Raw genomic sequence first — 20,125 nt, forward strand, 5'->3', positions numbered from 1 at the left:
TGTAACCTAGAAATTAATAAGGACCTTCTTTCTTTTTTTAGTCACCTAAACGATGTCCATTATCCTGGATTTCAATACTTAAATGGGCACTTCATCCATTATCAAGATGGAAAGTTATTAGACTTAAAAACTCGTAATATTATTGAATCATTTAGCACAAGCCTTTTAATTCACGAGGCGGACAAATACCTGAAACGCAAAAAAGGTGAGGCGACTTATCAAATTGACAAATGTTCCAGGTGTAAAATCTCTAGATCGTTGTTGGCTAAATATCTTATCGATAAGAAATATGAATTTCTTATTTGTAAGAGGTGTAAGCGTAGCCTTCTTAAAACTCAAAATCATGTCAGAATCATCTATAATGCAACGTAGCTAGGCAAACGTTGATTTGGTATTCTAACATTATGGTTATATACCTGATCAATCACTTTTTTTGTGTGCACATACACTGCACAATATCGATCCATCTTTGTCTTAAATAGTTAGCAAAATAATAAGAGAAAATATTTTTACTTTACTCATTAAATTATGAATAAAAATTACAATCAATTAGCTGCCAGCATCCAGCAAAGGTCAAATCCAGAAAATTTAGTTTTGGAGAAATCTTTTTCCGATGAACTTTCTTCCGTTCAATACAATGACCTATTGAGGTATATAACCTTGGCTATGAATGGAGTGGATCCTGCATATACTGAAAAAAGCAAACTAGCAGGCGAAAGAGTTAAAAATCATCTTAAAGAAACACTTTCTGATGTTGTTTACAGGTATCAAGGGTCCGTAATGACTAATACTCATATTAAAGGAACTAGCGATATTGATTTATTGGTCATTACGGATAAGTTCTATACGTTTGATCGTGCCGGTATTGAAAAAGCATTATCCGATTACAACCAAATGATCTATCTCAAAGAGTCCCAAATTAATAGTCTAAAAAGTCAGTTGCAAGGTGGGGGTTACGGAACTGATATTGCTCTTCAAGATCTACGGGAAAATCGCCTACATTCGGAGCATAAACTTAAAGATAAGTATGAGATCTACGATATTACTCGTCCTAAGTCCATTAAGATTACTAATCAACATCTTAAGCGTGACGTAGACATTGTCATAGCGAACTGGTATGACGACGTAAAATCTGTCATCAATGACAAAAATGATGATTATCGTGGAATTCAGGTCTATAACAAACAATTACATTCAAAAGGTGATGTCGATTATCCATTTTTAAGTATAAAGCGTATTAATGACCGAAGTGCCGATACACAGGGAAGATTAAAAAAAATGATTCGTCTTCTGAAAAACATTAAGGCTGATAGCGATAAGGAAATTGAACTAAGCAGCTTTGATTTTAACGCTATTTGCTACGACATTGATATCAGTACCTATAAAGATTTAAATAAATACATGCTTGTGGGTGTAGTTCTGAACAAACTTATTAAGCTTGCGACTGACGGACATTCGGCAGATAACTTAACTTCCGTAGATGGGAGAGAGTATATCTTTAGAAATAATTCCGGAAAATTACAATCCCTAAGGAACTTGATGGGTGAAGTAAGCTTCGTTTTAAATGATTTAAAAACCCAATTATAAGATGAGAAAGAAAAAAATATTTATCGGATCTTCAAGCGAAGAGCTCGGCTTAGCAAATGCAGCCAAAACTATTTTGGAATTTGAACAAGACTTTGAAGTGACAATATGGAATGAAGATGTATGGGAAAAATCCGTTTTTAAACTTAACAATAATTATTTAAACGACCTGATTAGAGCTACTTTGCAATTTGACTTTGGGATTCTTATCGGCACCAAGGACGACAAAGTCGAAGTTAGAGGAGACGAATATCTGCAGCCAAGGGATAACATATTATTCGAATTGGGGCTATTTATCGGAAGGTTAGGATTAAATAACTGCGCTTTTTTAATTGATAAAGACATCAAGCTTTTATCAGATATTAAAGGTATTTCATTGGCACGTTTTGAAAGAAACAAAATGGATACATTCACCAATGCGATAAGTCAAATTAAGGATTTATTCAGAAATCAAATCGATTCCGGAATTAACTTTTTCCCCTCTTCGACCCTAGCAGCCGTTTATTATGAAAACTTTGTAAAACCAACTTGTCTACACATAATCAAAAACAACGGGATCGTAAATGACGATGGGAAAAAATATGAGGATTGTATAATAAAAATCATCATTCCAGAAAAATTGACATCTGACGTAAATGGCCAGTTTCAGACGTTGAAAAAGAAGTTTCAAACGAAGAAGCTGACTTTTGATTATTTGGGCAGACCTAGACATATCGATGTGGAGATCTTGGTTAAAGATGGAAAATTATTTGTTATAGACTTTCCTACGGTTTTGTCTGGAATTAATTATGCAATTTCCAATTTACTGCCGTACGACTTTAACGCTATGTCCGAGGACTATGAATCTATTTTGAACAGGGAATTTGATAGGTTTGTTTATACGCTGAATAAGCTTGCTCTCCGGGATGGTTACAATAATTTAACAACGGTTATCAATGAAAGGGACTTGAAGTAAATGTTTCAAAACCAATGGTTTGTCAGGTTTTAAAAAATACACAATGAATAGGTATATGTATATGACATGTTTGCACGAACAATTTTCCAAGGCATATGAACGGTTGTCTTTGCTTTTAAATCGCATAAAAAGAGCTTTTTCATTATATTTGGTTGTAATGAACGTATGAAACCATAATAACGCATGGCCGAAACCAGTTTCCATTTTTTAGAAGAAGAATTCCCGTTGCTATTTAATCTGGCAAAAGCAGCGGAATATAACTTATATCAAGATCCAACGACGTCATTATTCAAATTGCGTCAGTATGGGGAATACATGGCCAAGCAGATATTTGATACCTACGGTATGGACTTGCCCGAAGACAGCAAATTCCAGAACCTGGTGTACCTGCTCCGAAACCAAGGAATATTACCCAGTAATGTCTACGATTATTTTACCATTCTTCGGAAACAAGGAAATGATGCCGTCCATGAATATAAAGGCACCACTGACGAGGCGACTTCGTCGCTTTTTTCAGCATTCAAACTAGGTAAATGGTTTTACGAATCCTATTCCGTTAAGAACAGGAATATTGCGGATATCAAATTCCATAAACCCGAAAACCTCGATGCGCGCCATGCTTTATACCTATTGGAACAAGAAAACAAAGCGCTAAAAGAACAATACGACCAATTAATCTTACAACAGAAAACAGTTAGCCAGGAACAAAGACAGGCCTTTACCGAGCGGGCAAAACGCTCCGCCTCTAAATTAGATATGGACGAGGCGCAAACGCGCGAACTCATTGATGTCAATTTGCGGAAGATGGGTTGGGAAGCGGATACAAAATTGCTAAACGCTAAAATTCATAAAACCCAACCGGAGAAAGGCCGTAACATGGCTATTGCCGAATGGCCAGTAAAAGGTGGTTATGCAGATTATGCCCTATTTATCGGTACCAGCCTATATGGCGTGGTCGAGGCAAAAAAATACGGACAAGACATCTCTACCAACCTGGATCAAAGCAAGCGCTACGCGCTGAACATTATTCCACAGGAAGGGATTGAAATATTGGGAGAATGGCAAGGTTATAAAGTGCCGTTCCTTTACTCCACCAATGGAAGGGAATACCTCCAACAGATTGCGACGAAAAGTGGTATATGGTATCTCGATGTGCGGGAGACATACAACAACTCCAAATCTATCAAAGGATTTCATAGTCCGGATGATCTACGAAAGAAATTCGAACAAGATATAGCCCTGGCTAATAAAAAATTGCAAGCAAATTCACTGGACTTTTTACAATCAAAAACAGGCCTTAGTTTACGGGACTATCAAATCAAGGCCATTGAAGCCGTAGAAACTATCGTCATTAATCATCCGGAAGTGGACCGGGCATTATTGGCCATGGCGACCGGAACTGGTAAAACCCGTACGATTATCGGATTGGCTTATCGTCTCATACAGACCAACCGTTTCAAACGTATCTTGTTTTTGGTTGATCGTACCTTATTGGCTAAGCAAGCTTTAGATGGTTTTAAAGATTACAAAGTGGATGATCTAAAGAGCTTCAACGATATCTATCACATTGATAACCTTAGAATCTGGTGGCCGGATGTGGACAGCCGAATTCACTTTGCTACGGTACAGAGTATGGTGAAACGACTGTTTTATCATGATGATGAACAAAAGTCGCTAAGCATCGATACCTACGACTGCATCATCGTGGATGAGGCGCACCGCGGGTATTTGTTAGACAAAGAAATGGATGACGAAGAGCTGGATTTTAAAGATCAGGATGATTACGTTAGTAAGTACCGCCAGGTGTTAGATTATTTCGATGCCTTTGCGATAGGATTAACAGCTACCCCAGCATTGCATACGACAGAGATTTTCAATAAGCCCGTATTCAATTATGGATTACGGGAAGCGGTACTGGATGGTTATTTGGTGGACCAGGATCCACCGATCATGATCAAAACCAAACTCTCCGAAGAAGGTATTGTATGGGAAAAAGGAGAAAGACCAACGGTATACGACAAAGAAGGAAATCAAATTATTGAATTGGATGAGCTGGATGACGAACTTAAATTTGATGTCTCAGGATTCAATAAGCAGGTCATTACCGAGAATTTCAATCGAACCGTACTCCGCGAATTGGTAAATCAACTTGATCCGGATGGCGAGGCCAAGACATTAATCTTTGCTGCTACCGATGAGCATGCTGATATGATTGTTAAAATTCTTAAGGAAGAGTTCGCTGTAGCTGGTATCCCTATACCAGATGATGCGGTGGCGAAGATTACCGGAAAATCGGACCAGCCCGAGGATAAAGTGAAACGGTATAAAAATGAGCAATATCCCAACATCGCTGTTACAGTTGATCTATTGACCACTGGTATCGATGTTCCTAAAATATGTAATCTGGTTTTCATGCGCCGTATTCGATCCCGTATCCTGTATGACCAAATGATCGGACGAGCTACACGCTTATGTCCGGAGATCCATAAGGAAAGTTTTAAAGTGTTCGACGCAGTCAACCTCTATGAAAGTATTAAGGATTATACAGAAATGAAACCCTTAGTAGTTAATCCGTCAGCAAACTTTGCAACCTTAAGCAGCGAATTCCGGCACATCCAGACAGACGAACGTGCTGCGCAACAAGTGGATCAGATCATCGCCAAACTGCAACGCAAAAAGCGGTCAACAGGTATCGACAACGAGAAGATCAACTATTTCACCGGTGTAGGTTCCTTGGATGAATTCATCCATAGTATACGTGAAAAAACCTTACCTGAACAGGTCAAATTGCTGACGGACAGCAATGACCTTTGGAAATACCTGGACGAATTCAAGTCGGCTCCCGCAAGACAGTTTTACTCCAACCATGAAGATGAGTTGCGTGAAGTAGTTGCCGGTTACGGTACTTCTGATAAACCGGAAGACTATATTGAAGGTTTTAAACAGTTTATTGAAGAAAACCAGAATAATATTGCATCTCTGAAACTGATTGCTACGGCGCCAACGCAATTAAAGCGTAGCGACCTGAAAGAGTTATTAATCTTGCTGGATACAAAAGGTTATACTGTTCGTACATTACGCGAAGCATGGAAATCTACCAAAAAGCAAGATGTAGCGGCCGATATTATTGCCTATATTCGCACGCTTATATTAGGTTCGGAATTGGTTAGCAAGGAAGACCGCGTAAGGCAAGCTTTTCAAAAGCTCTACAGTGAACAAAACTGGACGGTACCACAAAAGAACTTGCTGGTTCGTATAGAAGCACAGATGATTGCAGAATCCGTGGTCACCGTCGACGATCTGGATAAAGAACCCTTTGTTTCCACTTACGGCGGTTTTAACCGGATCAATCAACGCTTTGACAACCATTTGCCGGATATACTGCAAAAGATCAACAGCTATATGTACGGTGGCAACCAAACGGCCTAATACGAAATAAATAGTAGACTGAAAGTATTCTTTAACACAAAATTAGTATCTGAAAAAGAGCCGATTGGCTTATTAACAACAAAATAATGAGCGCAGAAGAAATAGCACAAAAACTCTGGAATCTCTGTAATGTCCTTCGTGATGACGGAGTAACCTATCACCAATACCTAAATGAACTGACTTATATCCTCTTTCTCAAACTTTCGGAAGTTAAAAACTTCGAACAGGATATTCTGGAAAAATACCGTTGGAGTAGATTTAAAGCAATTAAAGACAATAAAGAGCTATATGACACCTACCGAGATTTGTTAGCAAACATTTCGGCCGATTCAGAAAATGCGACGATCAAGGAGATTTATACCAATGCATCGAGCATGCTGCGCAAACCGGTCAACTTGCGTACGCTGGTGACGGCCATTGATAACATTGATTGGTTCGAAGATACAGAGAAAGATAAGATTGCAACGATCTACGAGGAATTACTGGAGAAAAACGCGAACGAAAAAAAATCCGGTGCCGGTCAATATTTTACACCTCGGCCTTTAATCAATGTAATGGTTGATTTAATTGTTCCAAAGATTGGTGAACGTTGGAACGACCCTGCAGCGGGTACATTTGGATTTATGATTGCTGCTGATCATTATCTCAAACAAAAAACGGATGACTATTTTAAACTAAATGACAAAGAACGGGAGTTTCAAAAGTACGAAGCTTTTACGGGCTGTGAATTGGTGCAGGATGCCCATCGTTTAGCGCTGATGAATGCGAAACTGCATGGTATTGAATCATCGATTGCTATGACGGATACGTTAAGCCAAGATGGTGAGGCTTTCAAAAATTATGATGGTGTATTGGCGAATCCACCATTTGGCACTAAGAAAGGCGGTGAACGTCCATCGCGTACTGATTTAACTTTTCTAAGCTCCAACAAACAGCTCAATTTTCTTCAACATATCTACCGCTCACTTAAAAAGGACGGCAAAGCTCGTGCCGCTGTAGTATTGCCGGACAATGTCCTTTTTGAAGATGGGGATGGTTTGAAGATCCGCCGCGACCTGATGGATAAGTGCAACCTGCATACCATACTGCGCCTGCCCACAGGAATTTTTTACGCAGCTGGTGTCAAGACCAATGTCCTGTTCTTTACCCGTGGAAAAACAGAAACCGGGAACACCAAAAATGTATGGGTATACGACATGCGGACGAACGCGCCGAACTTTGGCAAGCGTACACCCTTCACCCGTGCAGCCTTTGCAGATTTTGTGAAAGCTTATACCGGAGGTATTTCCATCGATGAAGTAAAAAATGGCTGGCAAGGTGATATCGATGAAGCCAAACGTGCTGAAATAGCAAAAGAAGATCATCGCTGGCAAATATTCTCCCGTGAGGCGATTGCAGCTAAAGGAGATTGGCTGGATATTGGACTAATAGCCGATAGTTCATTAAGCAATGGTGACGATCTCGGCGAGCCGATTGACATCGCTCGTGAAGCGTTAGTAGAACTGGATGCCATTACAAAAGAGTTGAACGATTTGATAAAGGAGTTGAGCTAATGGAAAAGGTATTGCCAAAGGGATGGGTTGAAACGGAATTATTAAACTTACTACAAACTCTTGAAACTGGAATTAGACCTAAAGGTGGTGTTCAGGGAATTTTGGAAGGTGTTCCAAGCATAGGTGGAGAACATTTAACGTCCGACGGAGGCTTTAATTTCAAGAATATTAAATACGTTCCTAAAGAATTTGCTGAAAAGTTGTTAAGAGGAAGGATTTTACATAATGATGTATTGATAGTAAAGGATGGTGCCACCACAGGCAAAACATCCTTTGTTGGCATAAACTTTCCATTTGATACAGCATTTGTAAATGAACATGTTTTTATTTGTAGGCCTTACAAAGAAATTAATCCTAAAGTAGTCTATTATTTTATGAGAAGTAAGGATGGACAAGAAAGGATAATGGTGAACTTTGCAGGTGCAGCTCAAGGAGGAATTAATACGAAGTTTGCTTCCAATACATTAATACCTCTCCCTCCACTCCCCGAACAAGAACGCATGGTCGCTAAACTTGATAAACTCTTTGCACAGCATGAGAAAATAAAAAAAGCCCTCGACCGCATTCCACAATTGCTTAAAGCGTTCCGTCAGCAGGTTTTGACGCAGGCTGTGGAAAACAAAAAAGGTACAACAAAACTAAAGGAGTTTCTAATTGATATAAAATACGGCACATCTAAAAAATCGGAGTATGGCATTAGTGGAACTCCAATATTAAGGATACCTAATATAGAAAATGGAGGGATAAATGATAAAGATTTAAAATATTCTGTATTGGACGAAAAGGAATATAACACACTTAGGTTACGGGAAAACGATATATTGATAATCAGATCAAATGGAAGTGTGTCGCTTGTCGGTCAGAGCGCTATCATATCTAGTAAGCATGAAAATTACTCGTATGCAGGTTATTTAATTCGTATTAGACTTAATGAAAATTATGACGCAGGATATTTAAACTATATCTTCAAATCAAATTTCATTAGAAGTCAAATGATCGACACATCTCGTTCTACCAGCGGTGTTAATAACATTAATAGTAAGGAGATCCAAGAACTCGATATTCCAGATTTAGAAGTTAGTGAACAACAAGAAATCGTCCGTCGTGTAGAAAGCCTATTTGCCAAAGCCGATACTATCGAAGCTCGCTACCAGAAACTCAAAGAAAAAGTTGACAACTTACCCCAAGTCATCTTGCACAAAGCTTTCAGAGGTGAGTTGGTTCCGCAACTTCCTACGGATGGTGATGCTAAGGATCTATTGCAAGAGATTTTAGCACTGAAGAAAGAGTCTAAAGGAAAGCGAGGTAAAGCGTGAAAATAAAATCATTGTGGATTTCTAAGTATAAAAATGTAGAAAATATTGAACTGAAATTCGATACTGATCTGATTTCCTTGATGGTTGGTCAAAATGGTTTTGGAAAATCTAATCTTTTAGAAGCATTATCGTTGATATTCCGAGATCTAGATTTGATGGATACACTGTCCGACTACGAAGATTGGCCATATGACAGTAGGCATTTTGAATATAAAATACACTATCAGTGCAAAGGTTTAGACATTAAAATAAATAGTTTAAAAAGTGAGTTTCACGTCTATGTTAAAAAAATCGGCGACCAGCACGATTTTGAGGATATTAATTTTTCTGAGTTCAGAAAAAACAAGCAAATTAGCTATCTTCCAGATTACGTAGTTGGCTACTACTCAGGTGAAAATAAACGCATTAGAGAAACGATTAAACCATATGAGGAAACTATCATAAAAGATTTGAAAAGTAATAAGGGGCTTGACAGTGGTTTTCGGAAAATGTTTTTTGCTGAAAACTTTCATGGTCAAATGATCTTGCTGACACTTTTATTATATCGCAATGATAACAACAGCTTTTCAAGATGTGTAAATGATCTACTTGACAATTACCTAAGTTTTCATGAATTAGAGGAGTTTGGTATACGACTTAACAGTCCAGATTGGTTTGATCCAAGGAGAAAGGAACACCAAGTTTATGGGGTTAATCAGTTGGAAGAAAATCTACAAATAAACGATTCGAACATTTTTCCATTTTGGAATGCAAAAGGTAAAGCGAATAAAATTCTTCAATTACTTTATGAAGAGAATGACGAAGCTCCAATATACTACGAAGAGAAGGAAAAAGATAGACTGTCCAAAGAGTATCTAGAGCTTAACAGTATCAAGCTAACAAATAAACTCAAGGAAATTTTCCCGAAGCCCATTGATTTTTTTGATGCGTTTGAGACTCTATACTGTGCAGGTCTTCTCTCATCGATTCATCTGAAAGTGAAAAATAAGAATAACCTTATTTATGAATTTGCGGAATTAAGCGAAGGAGAACAGCAGTTGGTCACTGTCCTCGGGTTAGTTCTAATTACTGGTAAAGATGACTGTCTTTTTTTGTTAGATGAGCCTGACACACATTTAAATCCTAAATGGCAAAGAGATTACATTAAGCTATTGACTAATTTTAATCTCAACGACGATAATTCACATATTTTTGTTGCAACTCATAGCCCATTAATTGTCCAGGCTGTGGAGGGTAAATTTGATATCCTCTTATATCACTTAAACGAGGAAGAAAATATTCAAATCGATAATGATCCGCAAATTATTTCCAATTGGAGAATAGATCAGGTGCTTGCTAGTAAATATTTTGGAATTGAAAATACTCGACCAATAAATACAGATGATTTCCTCAAACTAAAGCAAGAGATTATTAGAAAAGGTGACCTGACGGATGCAGATAAAATGAAACTAAAGGAGTTGGAGGACGAACTTGGATATCTACCACTTGGCGAGACTATTACTGAAATAGAGAGTTTAGCTTTTCTCAACAAATTGGCGAATAAGGATGATTTACATTAATAGAATAGCTGAACCAATTCCAAACGTTCTATTAACTGATGGAGTTGTGGAAACACAAATATTGTGTGCCAATTATGATGCTGATAATACATATTTCGATGATAAACAAAGTAAGGATATCTTCAAGTCTAATGTCTATGCTCATCAAGATGTTAAAAGTGCATTAGTTCGTATTCAGAATCATAAATGTTGTTTTTGTGAATCAAAAGTAACACATATCTCTGACGGGGACGTAGAGCATTTTAGACCAAAGGCTGAATGGTCGAAAGAAAATGATAATGGTACGAAGACTAAAAAAAAGCCAGGTTATTACTTTTTGGCTTACGAATGGAATAATTTAATGCTTAGTTGTCAGATGTGCAATCAAAGAATAAAAGGTAATAATTTTCCTTTAGTAAACGAAACGGCTAGAGCTAATGTTACACATAACTACAATGTCGAAGCCGAACTTCCCGTTTTTATTAATCCAACGTTAGAGGACCCTGAATTACACATCACTTTTTATGAAGAAACTCCTCAAGGGATTACATATCGAGGAAGAAAAACAATTGAATATTTACAATTAGACAGACTAGCCTTAAATGAGGTGAGAAAAGAGAAATTGAAAGACCTATTTACATTAAGAAACGTCGTGAATTCAATAGTAGACATAGATAGTAGAGAAAAGGCTGTAGATATTCTCCTCAGAAGATTACATGAAATCATTGAAAAAAACGATCAGTATGTCAATATGGTAAAGGCGAATTTTAGTGATTTTTTGTAATCCATATATTATAACATAATCAAAACCAATTTACCGATCTATGGAACCACAAGAAATAAGAGCAGTTCAGAACACAAAATACCTATACAGCTGGGTGCCATTCTACAAGAAGGTGGTGGAGATGTTAGCTACCTATAAACACAATCAGGTTGGTTTGATTGATGTACTGGCACAAATTGGTGTGGATCAACTGAATGATAAAGACGAAAACGGTGATATCCTATTAGATGAAATAGATCCATTGACTTTTCTTTCCTATCTAAACAAATATGGGGATAACAAGCGTGTCCAATTGATGAACAATCTTTCTAAGTTATGGAATTTGGGCATTGAGATATATGATGCTTGTGGTATACCAACATCTAATGCGCAGAAAGTATGGCTATTTCCATATAAGCGGGATCGCCATAATCAAGAAATAACCAGATTATGGGCCTTTTTTGATGCCGTCATGGAAGACCGTCTTAGTGATGATATTTTGCAAGATGTTATCACCATTCAAAGTATAGGGTGGACTAAGATTACTGAAGGATTGTTCTTGTTAAAGCCGAAAAAATATTTGCCGCTCAATAAAGTAGTCTTACCCCTATTGGCCGAGAAAGGCATCCAAACTAAATTTAGAAGTTTAGATGAAATTAAGAAAATTAATGCGGCTGCAAAGGAGTCATTTAATCTTCCATTTTATCAATTATCTTATGAAGCGTGGCTATACGCTGATCGAGGTAAGAAGAAACACCGGTTCTGGCGTGTCGGAACTACCTCAGGCAGGAATAAACAAAGCGTATTAGAAGAAATGTATGAAAATAATGTCGTATCCATCGGATGGAATGATTTGGGAGATTTATACAAGTTACCTACCCTGAATAAGTCAGCGCTTCAAAAAGAACTTATTCAAACATACGATCAAGATAAACGAACATCTTCGCGTAAAGCAGGAGAGATTCTTAATTTCGCCACGGACTTAAATCGCAATGATTATGTCGTTGCTATGGAGGGACATACGGTGAAAGCTATAGCGCGGGCGCTTGATGATAGGTACCATTACGATGCATCATTAGTTTTTGCACATGTAAAGCCCGTTGAATGGTTGGCTAAGGATATCAATGACATCCAAATTTCTGAAGGTTTGCAGACCACTTTTGTTGAGCTTACCGCTAAGGATTCGATCAATAAACTTCAAGAATTATTGAATATTTCAGAAACGAAAAAAAAAGAGCTGGATAATATGGTTGACAAAGGTTCGTTAAACCAAATACTTTTCGGACCTCCGGGGACGGGAAAGACCTATAATAGCATTGATAAAGCCGTACACATAGCTACAGGGGAATCTGGAAATCATGCAGAAAATAAATTAATATTTGACCAACTGAGAATAGAAGGACAAATAGAGTTTGTCACCTTCCATCAAGGATATTCCTACGAGGATTTTATGGTGGGTATTAAACCTAATACGGATACCGAACAGTTGACCTTCAAACCGCATAAAGGAATTTTCTATCGATTGGTAGAACGGGCAAAAGCAAATTACGTTGCTTACAAAAATAACAAGCAGGAAGTAAAATCATTCGACATTGTCTTTGAAGATTTGATTGCTCCACTAGAAAAGGGTCAGACAATTGATATACCAATGGAAGGTGGTAACGCTTTTACCATTACAGACGTTGACAATGGCACCATACGCTTTAAAAAACCAAACGGCTCTGATCGGCATACCTTAAGCGTAGATACGTTAAAAGCAATTGTTGAAGGAAAACGACAGTTTCACTCTGGTTTGGGAGCTTATTATAAGCCGTTAGTACAACGGGTTCAGGAGCTGCAACAGCCTGTATCAGCCAATACCCCGTTGAAAAACTTCGTAATCATTATTGACGAAATCAACCGAGCCAATATATCTAAGGTATTTGGTGAACTGATCACCCTGCTCGAAGACGATAAGCGTATGGGAGCAGAAAATGCACTGGCCTTAGCTTTGCCGAATGGTGAGCCTGATTTCAGTATTCCCCCCAATGTTTATATTATCGGTACGATGAATACAGCCGATAAATCAATTGCCTTAGTAGATATTGCGCTTCGTCGCCGTTTTGAGTTCGAAGGATATTATCCAGATTATGAAACATTAGCTAACTTTAATGCTGCGCACAGTAACGTATTGCAAAGAGTTAATGAAGCCATCTATACACGTAAGAAAACAGCCGATTTTCTTATCGGCCATGGCTATTTTATGAAAACGGAACCCCTGGAGACAATTTTGCTCAAAAAGGTCATTCCTCTGCTGATGGAATATTTTTCCGGACGCACAGAAGAAGTTCAATCTATTTTGAAGGCTGCAGGTATTAATGCAGAATATAATACGCAGCGTTATATCTGGATTATAAATGCGACTATGTTCGATGAAACGCATAACTAGCTTCGAATTCGGACCATCTTTCGACGTCACTTCCAGAAAGGAATTGGAGGGATACCTTCATGCGGTTTGGAAAGTCTATTACAGTTATGAAGATGGGGCTTCAACTTCACTCAGCCTGACTGAAGATAATGTTACTCGGCAAGGTATACTTCGGTTTGACGGTAATACTGCGAGAGCAAGAAATTTTATTGGATTCCTTCAAAGCGAGTATGAATCCATCGAGATATATCCGAAAATATTTCGTGGGGCTAATATGGAGAAGAGTGTGATGCTTAAACATCTCTTTTATTGGTTTGACTATTGTCGAAAATGGAAGTTTCCTTTCACGGACGTAAACCTGAGTAACTTACAAGATATCGATCTACCCGAATTGATCCTAAATTTGATCGCTAATCAATTTCACGGAGTTGTTTCCACAAATCCGATTTCACTTTATCAAGACATGGAAGAGGCTATGCTGAAGCCAAAAGGTTCGATAAACTTCAACCGTTATATCTCAAACAGCATAGCTAATGGTAACTTTCATATGTTGGAGTGTGACCATCAGCCGATGGAATTCGATAATCGCCTTAATCGGACGATTAAATATGTCGCTCGGTTACTATTGGCCAAATCTTCATTTCCCGAAACCCGTCAAAAGTTGGAGGATATTATTTTCATATTGGATGAGGCAGAAGATCAGGTGTGCCAGGCCTCTTTTTTAGACCATATTCCAATCAGTCCGTTTTATCAGGACTATCAAACAACAATCGGGTTGTGTCGTATGGTATTAGAGCAACATATCTATAATCACCATTATGAGGATTCAAAGCATTGGTCTCTACTTTTGCCGATGGAATATGTGTTCGAGGATTTCATTGCAGGATTTCTCGAACGTTATTTTTCGGAAGATTGGGAAGTGAAATATCAAAAATCAGATATGTACTTGACGGATGAAAAGGCGTTTCAGATGCAACATGATATTTTTTTAGTGTCGAAGAAAGATAAATCGATTAAAATTATCGTTGACACTAAGTATAAGTTGCGAGGTAATTTTAAAGAGGATAAGAAAAAAGGGATAGCGCAAAATGATCTGTACCAAATGACTTCCTATGCATTTCGAAGAGACTGTAGCAGTGTACTACTCTTATATCCTAATCAGTGTGATATTTTGAGTGAACCGGATATCTTTCATATTTCGAATGCTCATCAATCCCAAGTTATTAAAGTCACAGCAGCAGAAATTCCGTTTTGGTCGCTTTTTGGCCATCAAAATATAGATAGCGAACTTTATACCTCATTGTTGGTTTTATTAGCTAACCTATCGACTTCACAAACTCCAAATACCTATTTCCAGCTTCAGTAATCTTATACCGCTGATTAGGGTGGGTTTGATTTTCAGGATATTCCAGTTGAAGCCATCCTATTTTAAGCAGTGGAGTTAGGTAACGGTTTTTATTCTTGGACTGTACACTAAGACCTATTTGAGTAAGTAAATCTCTGCTAGAAACCCATTGTGTGGCAGTTTCTAAAATAGGGATAACTTTATCATGTACCGTTCTATTGATTACCTCTTGAACTTGGTTACTAGCTTGGTTACTAGCTTGGTTACTCGGTAATTTAAAAAAAGCCACAACATCGCCTAATTCTTTAAATACCAAATCTTTAACTTCGATACTAGCTTGGTCACTTTTTTCTTGACGGGCAGGTAGAATAGTCAAGAAATGGGTGCTTTGATCATCGGTTTCAAAAATAGGATCAGGAGAATCGTTTTTATGCATAGTGCGGTATATGGTTGGAAAACCTGTACCTCGTCCTTCAGTAAGGTCCAATTCTTTTAAAAAATCACCGATACGACGATTCCGATAATCCCGGGCAACTATCCGCCTTTGGTGATTTAGTATTTGAACATCCACGGGTGGAATTGGACCCGGAAAGCTTAATATTTCGATTTTATCTGGCCATACCTATACTTCAATTGGATTTCCGATTTCATAGCTCTTGTGATATACGGCATTAGATAGTGCTTCTTCAACAGCTTCATAAGGAAAGTTATAAAAGCGGATAGCCTCGGCCTGATAAGATACTTTGATTACATTTTCATGGATGACTGTCGCTTTTAGGAAAGCAAGGCAATCACGCAATTGTATATGTAATGGCCCTTTAAAATAATGCTCGCTAAATGACCGTCCGCTATCGTCTCGATGAACCACCAGCTCAATCCAAGCGCGGGAAAAGAACTTTTCGGGTGTACGATTGAAAAATAATAAGCCAACGTTAACAGGATAAAGATCTTCATTAGCTCCTTTGGCGATGTGCATGCTCCTGGACAATTCGGCTAGGGACATTTTTTGGCTTTCCTCATAAAGGTTGCTTTTTATTTCCTGCAAAAACGCCTGTATCAATCCCAAATCAAAATCATTTATTGTGGCCTGTCGGTTAATACGATCATCAAAAGGAATACGTGCGGTCAGCTCAATTAAACGTTGCAGGTTTTCTCCTTTGGCGATGATACTCCGTGAGCCATAACGGATATAGGAATAGCGTTGAGCACCCTTGCCTTGTGTACTTGGAGCTGTGTAAGGACGATGATCACCAGCTGGACACCATAGCACGAGTATGTGCCGTCCGTTTAATACATATGGCTGCATCCGTGGAAAATAGTTTGGTTGAAGCTGGTTAGCAAGCGATAAAACTTCACCTTGGATGCTATCTATTCGTTGCGGATCAATTCCTTCTGCAGGAAAAACAGCTTGTCCGTTTTGCTCAGCAATACCAATAACGATATATCCGCCGCCCCAATTATTGAGATCATTGGCAAAAGCACAGATCGTATGGATTACCTCTTCCGGATTCCACCCACGTTTAAATTCCAAACGTTCCCATTCCACTACCTGTCCATGTAAAAGATCTTCAATATTAACGGGTAAAGCCATCTGTTCTAAAATACAGTGTTAGGAAAATTAATTTGATTAAACGAAGATAAGAAAGAAAATACAAAAGCCAATTCCTCCGGTCGGTTCATGCCTTTCGTTCGTACCTCACTCTAGGCATTCACCCACCTACGGAAACCCACAGCAAGCGTATTCCCTCGATTGCTGATTTCCTTCATCCTTCCCTCATCATCTCTCTCGGTCATACCCTTGCTTTTATCCATTGCACACCCACCACACAGGAAATAAGGCATTCGTCGTCCTCCTTCCGCAAAGAATGTTGCCAATCCAAATAGGCCCTATTCATGATGTGTTTATTTTTAAGGCATTGAAATAGCGCCTATTTGCCCTTCGGGTGCTACGCAGATTGTCATCATCTTTGCCGGATCAGTCGTCCGCCTCATAGGCGGCTGCTCTGTCTGTCATGAAGCTTCACTCCAGCGTACTCTTTTCGCTTCGCTCCATTCCGTTCCCTGTCATTCAGCACCATTCCATCCACCGCCGCTTCGTATTTGGCTCGCCTGCGGGTCGCTCGGGCTGCGGTGGCCATAGGCAGATCCAAAAGCAGCACAGCCCAAGGCATGCCTAGTCCACCTTGTGTAGGCGAGCTTTCGGCTGTCACTATTTTTGAGAATACCCAAGACGCAATTCTAAACATCAAAAATACCGCCAGCCAAACCCACCTACATTTGCCGTTCCCCGATACTACGTCCTCTTAGCCCGGCACCCTCGCTCCACTCGCAGACGGCTCGCGATGCTTGGTAAATGGATGCAACCCGCTACGCTCATTGCACCCATTTACCAGCCGTTTCCCGGTACGAGCTTCGCAAATTTCGTTTCCAAATAAAATCCTTGGAATAGAAATACGTATAGAAAGAAAAAAAAGTAAAGTAAAAATAATATGAGCTGGCTAAACAGCAAGTTCAAGGACGAGCTTTTCAGGAAAATCTCCATCCGCCTAATGGCGGTAGTATTTTACTGAAAAAACTTGCTTTATTAGCCAGCATACATTTAGGAAATACTTTCTTTTTTCTCTTTTTCTTTTGGAATAGGTTATTCCAATGAGTTGAAATATATATCGCTCTTTTCTTCGCCAAAACGATGCCGTAACATATGTTTTTCAGCTATGTCTTCTATCGTTTTGAAATATTGGTATGTCCTCTTAAACTCTCGTAAATAACTATGAAGATGTCTGTGGATCTCTAAGTCTATATCCACATCCTTTTGAGCATAAATGTCTCTTAGAAATTGCTCTATTACAAGCATGAGATCCCAAGCTTCATCATAGGTCGGAAATAATTGGTCTGTCAAACGCCCAACTTCAGCATCTGTATGCGCATAATATTTATCTCGAAGAATCTTCAACTTATGGGTTGTACTGGAAGTATCCTTTGATTCTAGTATTGTTAATATCGGTTTAAAACAGTCTAGCGACACGTTAATATTAATATTCTTGTTGAGTATTTTGTTATACAGTTTCCCTATACCAAAAGCCCCGTTATTGGACAAGATCTTTGTAATTTCTAAGACGTATAATATCCAGCTTTTTCTGGACATTGCGTTATATATTGAAGATCTGTGCCCGATCAGATAGTCCAGGATATCTAAATCACATCTGAATGGCATCTCTACTCCAAATTTTTGTAAATAACCTTTAGGACTACGCGTAAGATGCGCTTCGCCTAAATCTATTTTAGCTTTATAATAAAGCAAATAGATCGTTCCCAATATTTTATCAAACGGTGTTTTTTCCATATTTAAGCATAATTCTTTACTAAAAAAAGCCCGGCATTTCTACCGAGCTTTCGTTATGAATAAAGCCACCACAACTTTATTTATTTTTACGTTTCACCAAATTTGCCAGCAATAAAGATACAAAAAAACTGACCACTGCTCCAACGATTGCCAGCAAAACCGTGCGGATAATATCGCCAATGATCAATGTGGGAAAAATTCCCATGAGCAAACCGCCACAGGTTCCCATACCTACAGCAGATTTATTCATCGGGAACCTCCTCCGGATTTTCTTTTGTTTCTTTATCATCCACCGTAACCTGGCTGATAGCGGAGAGTACACCACCGGCCACAGTTAAATAACCTCCAATGGTAACTATTGCCGCCGGTAGGGCTACCGGGGCGGTCGCGATTGCTGCTCCCATCGCTGCGACAATCAGCCCTATGCTGCGCAGGGTCTTAAAAAACTTGGGAGTGGGCGCCTGCGCTCTTTCTATTACGTTCATTTTTCTTCCTTTTTTAAAATCACCAAATTCACCTCTTTTTCTTGGTCCAATGCCGAGTAGATACATTGTTTGAATTTGTCAAATGCCAATCGTGACTGTGTTCCCATGCCGGCACCCGATAGTTGGCTAACCGGTGCTATACATCCTCTTAATTCCTTCTTCGCGTCATTCGCTGGATGGAATAAGATCGCGCTGCGTTCTGGCACGTCTTTTACGGCCACATGCCAGCCAAACTTTTTGCTGTATCGCTTGGCCAGTGGATAGCTTCCTTCCGGGATACAGGAAGTATTGCGGACATTATCGCGCCAGGGCAGTTCAATGGTATAACAAATCAATTCGCCATCTATCCAGACCTCACCATTCGTACCCTGCTCACTATAAGTCCGCAACAGTTCGACCACTACCATCATTATTCGCCTGTTTCCCCACCTGTACCTTCATCCACATCTTCTCCTGAATCGATACCGGTATCAACCAGTACCAAACTCAATGCGTTATAAGCCCCATTGTTCAGGGCATAGAAAGATCCGTTCACCTGTTGTAAGAACTCAATTCCGAAAACGAGGAATAAAGGTTTGGTAGAGTCCGTCACACCGAGATCGTTGCTTAAACTCACCGTCTCTGTAGCTAAGTTATCAAAGGTCATTTCACCGGAACTGCTTTGCGCCAGTACGAAGGTCTCATTTTCGAAATCCACTTCAACCCCTGCTGAAATCAAGCGGAAATGCGTGGTGCCTCCCGGAGCTACGATTTGACTGTCCGGCGTAAAGCTCGGAACATTGATATCCAGCAGTCCGGTGGCGCGTGCGATGGATGCGTTGTAGGGAGTATACACCGTTGCGCTCAAACGCGCATTGCCATTGAAGTCGAAGCCCTGGAGAAGAATCAATTCGCCATCCAGCACATTACGCTGGCCACGGTTACTTATCTGGTCCGCTTTGATCACCTGCATCATGGATTTGACCAGTCTCGAGATCATGCGCGAATCCTGTGTTTTATTCAGCACGGGACGGATGGCCGTGCAAAACGCCTTACTGGCTTTGCCCGCCCTTCCGAATTCTGCGGCATTCTCACGCGTCCGCTGAAATTTGGGATCACTCAGAAAACGTTCCTTTTCAATTCCGCCTTTTTGCCTGGCCAAAAAGCCGTCTTTACTCTTGTAGAAGGTAATATCCCCGATAGTACCTTTCAATTTAATAATACCTGATTGTCTTGCCATTTTTTCACCATTTTAAACTCACCTTTGCTGCAGCTGATCAGTGAATACAAAACGAAAATTGTGATAATTATCTCCTGAAAGAAGACAGGCTATACCATCTGGCATTTATAGGTCAATATGGTCACATACTTCCTAAGTATTATTTGTAAATTGCAACAAAGATTCCACCTCAACTTTACCCCAACTTG

At 39.3% G+C, this 20,125-nt stretch carries 17 protein-coding genes; 9 read left to right on the forward strand and 8 right to left on the reverse strand.

Features of this window, described 5'->3' with window-relative positions; all coding sequences use genetic code 11:
• Positions 1 to 528 precede the first annotated feature (528 nt).
• The 9 genes from H8S90_RS19650 to H8S90_RS19690 all read left to right on the forward strand — a co-directional run bounded on the left by H8S90_RS19650 (position 529) and on the right by H8S90_RS19690 (position 14,911).
• Positions 529 to 1,587 (forward strand): nucleotidyltransferase domain-containing protein, encoded by a 1,059-nt coding sequence (locus H8S90_RS19650; protein WP_187339512.1) that lies wholly within the window; start codon positions 529 to 531, stop codon positions 1,585 to 1,587.
• 1 nt (position 1,588) lies between these two features.
• Positions 1,589 to 2,539, forward strand: coding sequence for an STING domain-containing protein (locus tag H8S90_RS19655; RefSeq protein WP_187339513.1), 951 nt, complete (start codon positions 1,589 to 1,591; stop codon positions 2,537 to 2,539).
• 183 nt (positions 2,540 to 2,722) lie between these two features.
• A complete protein-coding gene (hsdR, locus tag H8S90_RS19660) occupies positions 2,723 to 5,968 on the forward strand; it encodes a type I restriction-modification system endonuclease (protein ID WP_187339514.1) in 3,246 nt (1,081 codons plus the stop codon).
• Between the two features lie 86 nt (positions 5,969 to 6,054).
• Entirely contained in the window at positions 6,055 to 7,521 is a 1,467-nt protein-coding gene (locus H8S90_RS19665) for an N-6 DNA methylase (RefSeq protein ID WP_187339515.1), read from the forward strand.
• Positions 7,521 to 8,837: a restriction endonuclease subunit S gene (locus H8S90_RS19670; protein ID WP_187339516.1), complete on the forward strand. Its 1,317-nt coding sequence runs from the start codon at positions 7,521 to 7,523 to the stop codon at positions 8,835 to 8,837. Before H8S90_RS19665 ends, H8S90_RS19670 begins: the two co-directional genes overlap by 1 nt.
• Complete coding sequence (locus H8S90_RS19675) at positions 8,834 to 10,396, forward strand: AAA family ATPase (RefSeq protein WP_187339517.1); 1,563 nt, start codon at positions 8,834 to 8,836, stop codon at positions 10,394 to 10,396. Before H8S90_RS19670 ends, H8S90_RS19675 begins: the two co-directional genes overlap by 4 nt.
• Positions 10,397 to 10,442: 46 nt before the next feature.
• Positions 10,443 to 11,159 carry a hypothetical protein gene (locus H8S90_RS19680; RefSeq protein WP_187339518.1) on the forward strand — a complete coding sequence of 239 codons (717 nt, stop codon included), beginning with the start codon at positions 10,443 to 10,445 and terminating at the stop codon, positions 11,157 to 11,159.
• Between the two features lie 40 nt (positions 11,160 to 11,199).
• Positions 11,200 to 13,566 (forward strand): McrB family protein, encoded by a 2,367-nt coding sequence (locus H8S90_RS19685; protein ID WP_222852142.1) that lies wholly within the window; start codon positions 11,200 to 11,202, stop codon positions 13,564 to 13,566.
• Entirely contained in the window at positions 13,550 to 14,911 is a 1,362-nt protein-coding gene (locus H8S90_RS19690; RefSeq protein ID WP_187339519.1) for an McrC family protein, read from the forward strand. Before H8S90_RS19685 ends, H8S90_RS19690 begins: the two co-directional genes overlap by 17 nt.
• Here the strand turns inward: H8S90_RS19690 and H8S90_RS25990 are convergent.
• The 8 genes from H8S90_RS25990 to H8S90_RS19725 all read right to left on the reverse strand — a co-directional run bounded on the left by H8S90_RS25990 (position 14,862) and on the right by H8S90_RS19725 (position 19,937).
• The gene (locus H8S90_RS25990) at positions 14,862 to 15,497 is read right to left on the reverse strand and encodes an ATP-binding protein (protein ID WP_222852348.1); all 636 of its coding nucleotides are present in this window, start codon (positions 15,495 to 15,497) and stop codon (positions 14,862 to 14,864) included. The genes H8S90_RS19690 and H8S90_RS25990 overlap by 50 nt on opposite strands.
• A 15-nt stretch (positions 15,498 to 15,512) precedes the next feature.
• On the reverse strand, positions 15,513 to 16,481 hold the full coding sequence (locus H8S90_RS25995) for a helix-turn-helix domain-containing protein (RefSeq protein WP_222852143.1): 969 nt from the start codon (positions 16,479 to 16,481) through the stop codon (positions 15,513 to 15,515).
• A 397-nt stretch (positions 16,482 to 16,878) separates the two neighbouring features.
• Entirely contained in the window at positions 16,879 to 17,100 is a 222-nt protein-coding gene (locus H8S90_RS19700; protein WP_187339520.1) for a hypothetical protein, read from the reverse strand.
• Between the two features lie 431 nt (positions 17,101 to 17,531).
• Positions 17,532 to 18,233, reverse strand: a complete 702-nt coding sequence (locus H8S90_RS19705) for a hypothetical protein (protein ID WP_187339521.1) — start codon at positions 18,231 to 18,233, stop codon at positions 17,532 to 17,534.
• 76 nt (positions 18,234 to 18,309) lie between these two features.
• Positions 18,310 to 18,483, reverse strand: a complete 174-nt coding sequence (locus H8S90_RS19710; RefSeq protein WP_187339522.1) for a hypothetical protein — start codon at positions 18,481 to 18,483, stop codon at positions 18,310 to 18,312.
• Positions 18,476 to 18,718 carry a hypothetical protein gene (locus tag H8S90_RS19715; RefSeq protein WP_187339523.1) on the reverse strand — a complete coding sequence of 81 codons (243 nt, stop codon included), beginning with the start codon at positions 18,716 to 18,718 and terminating at the stop codon, positions 18,476 to 18,478. Before H8S90_RS19715 ends, H8S90_RS19710 begins: the two co-directional genes overlap by 8 nt.
• Positions 18,715 to 19,128, reverse strand: coding sequence for a DUF5675 family protein (locus H8S90_RS19720; protein ID WP_255501666.1), 414 nt, complete (start codon positions 19,126 to 19,128; stop codon positions 18,715 to 18,717). The genes H8S90_RS19715 and H8S90_RS19720 overlap by 4 nt, the downstream gene beginning before the upstream one ends.
• Positions 19,128 to 19,937 carry a hypothetical protein gene (locus tag H8S90_RS19725; protein ID WP_187339524.1) on the reverse strand — a complete coding sequence of 270 codons (810 nt, stop codon included), beginning with the start codon at positions 19,935 to 19,937 and terminating at the stop codon, positions 19,128 to 19,130. The genes H8S90_RS19720 and H8S90_RS19725 overlap by 1 nt, the downstream gene beginning before the upstream one ends.
• Between the last annotated feature and the right edge of the window lie 188 nt (positions 19,938 to 20,125).

The sequence above is a fragment of the Olivibacter sp. SDN3 genome (assembly GCF_014334135.1).
GTDB lineage: Bacteria > Bacteroidota > Bacteroidia > Sphingobacteriales > Sphingobacteriaceae > Olivibacter.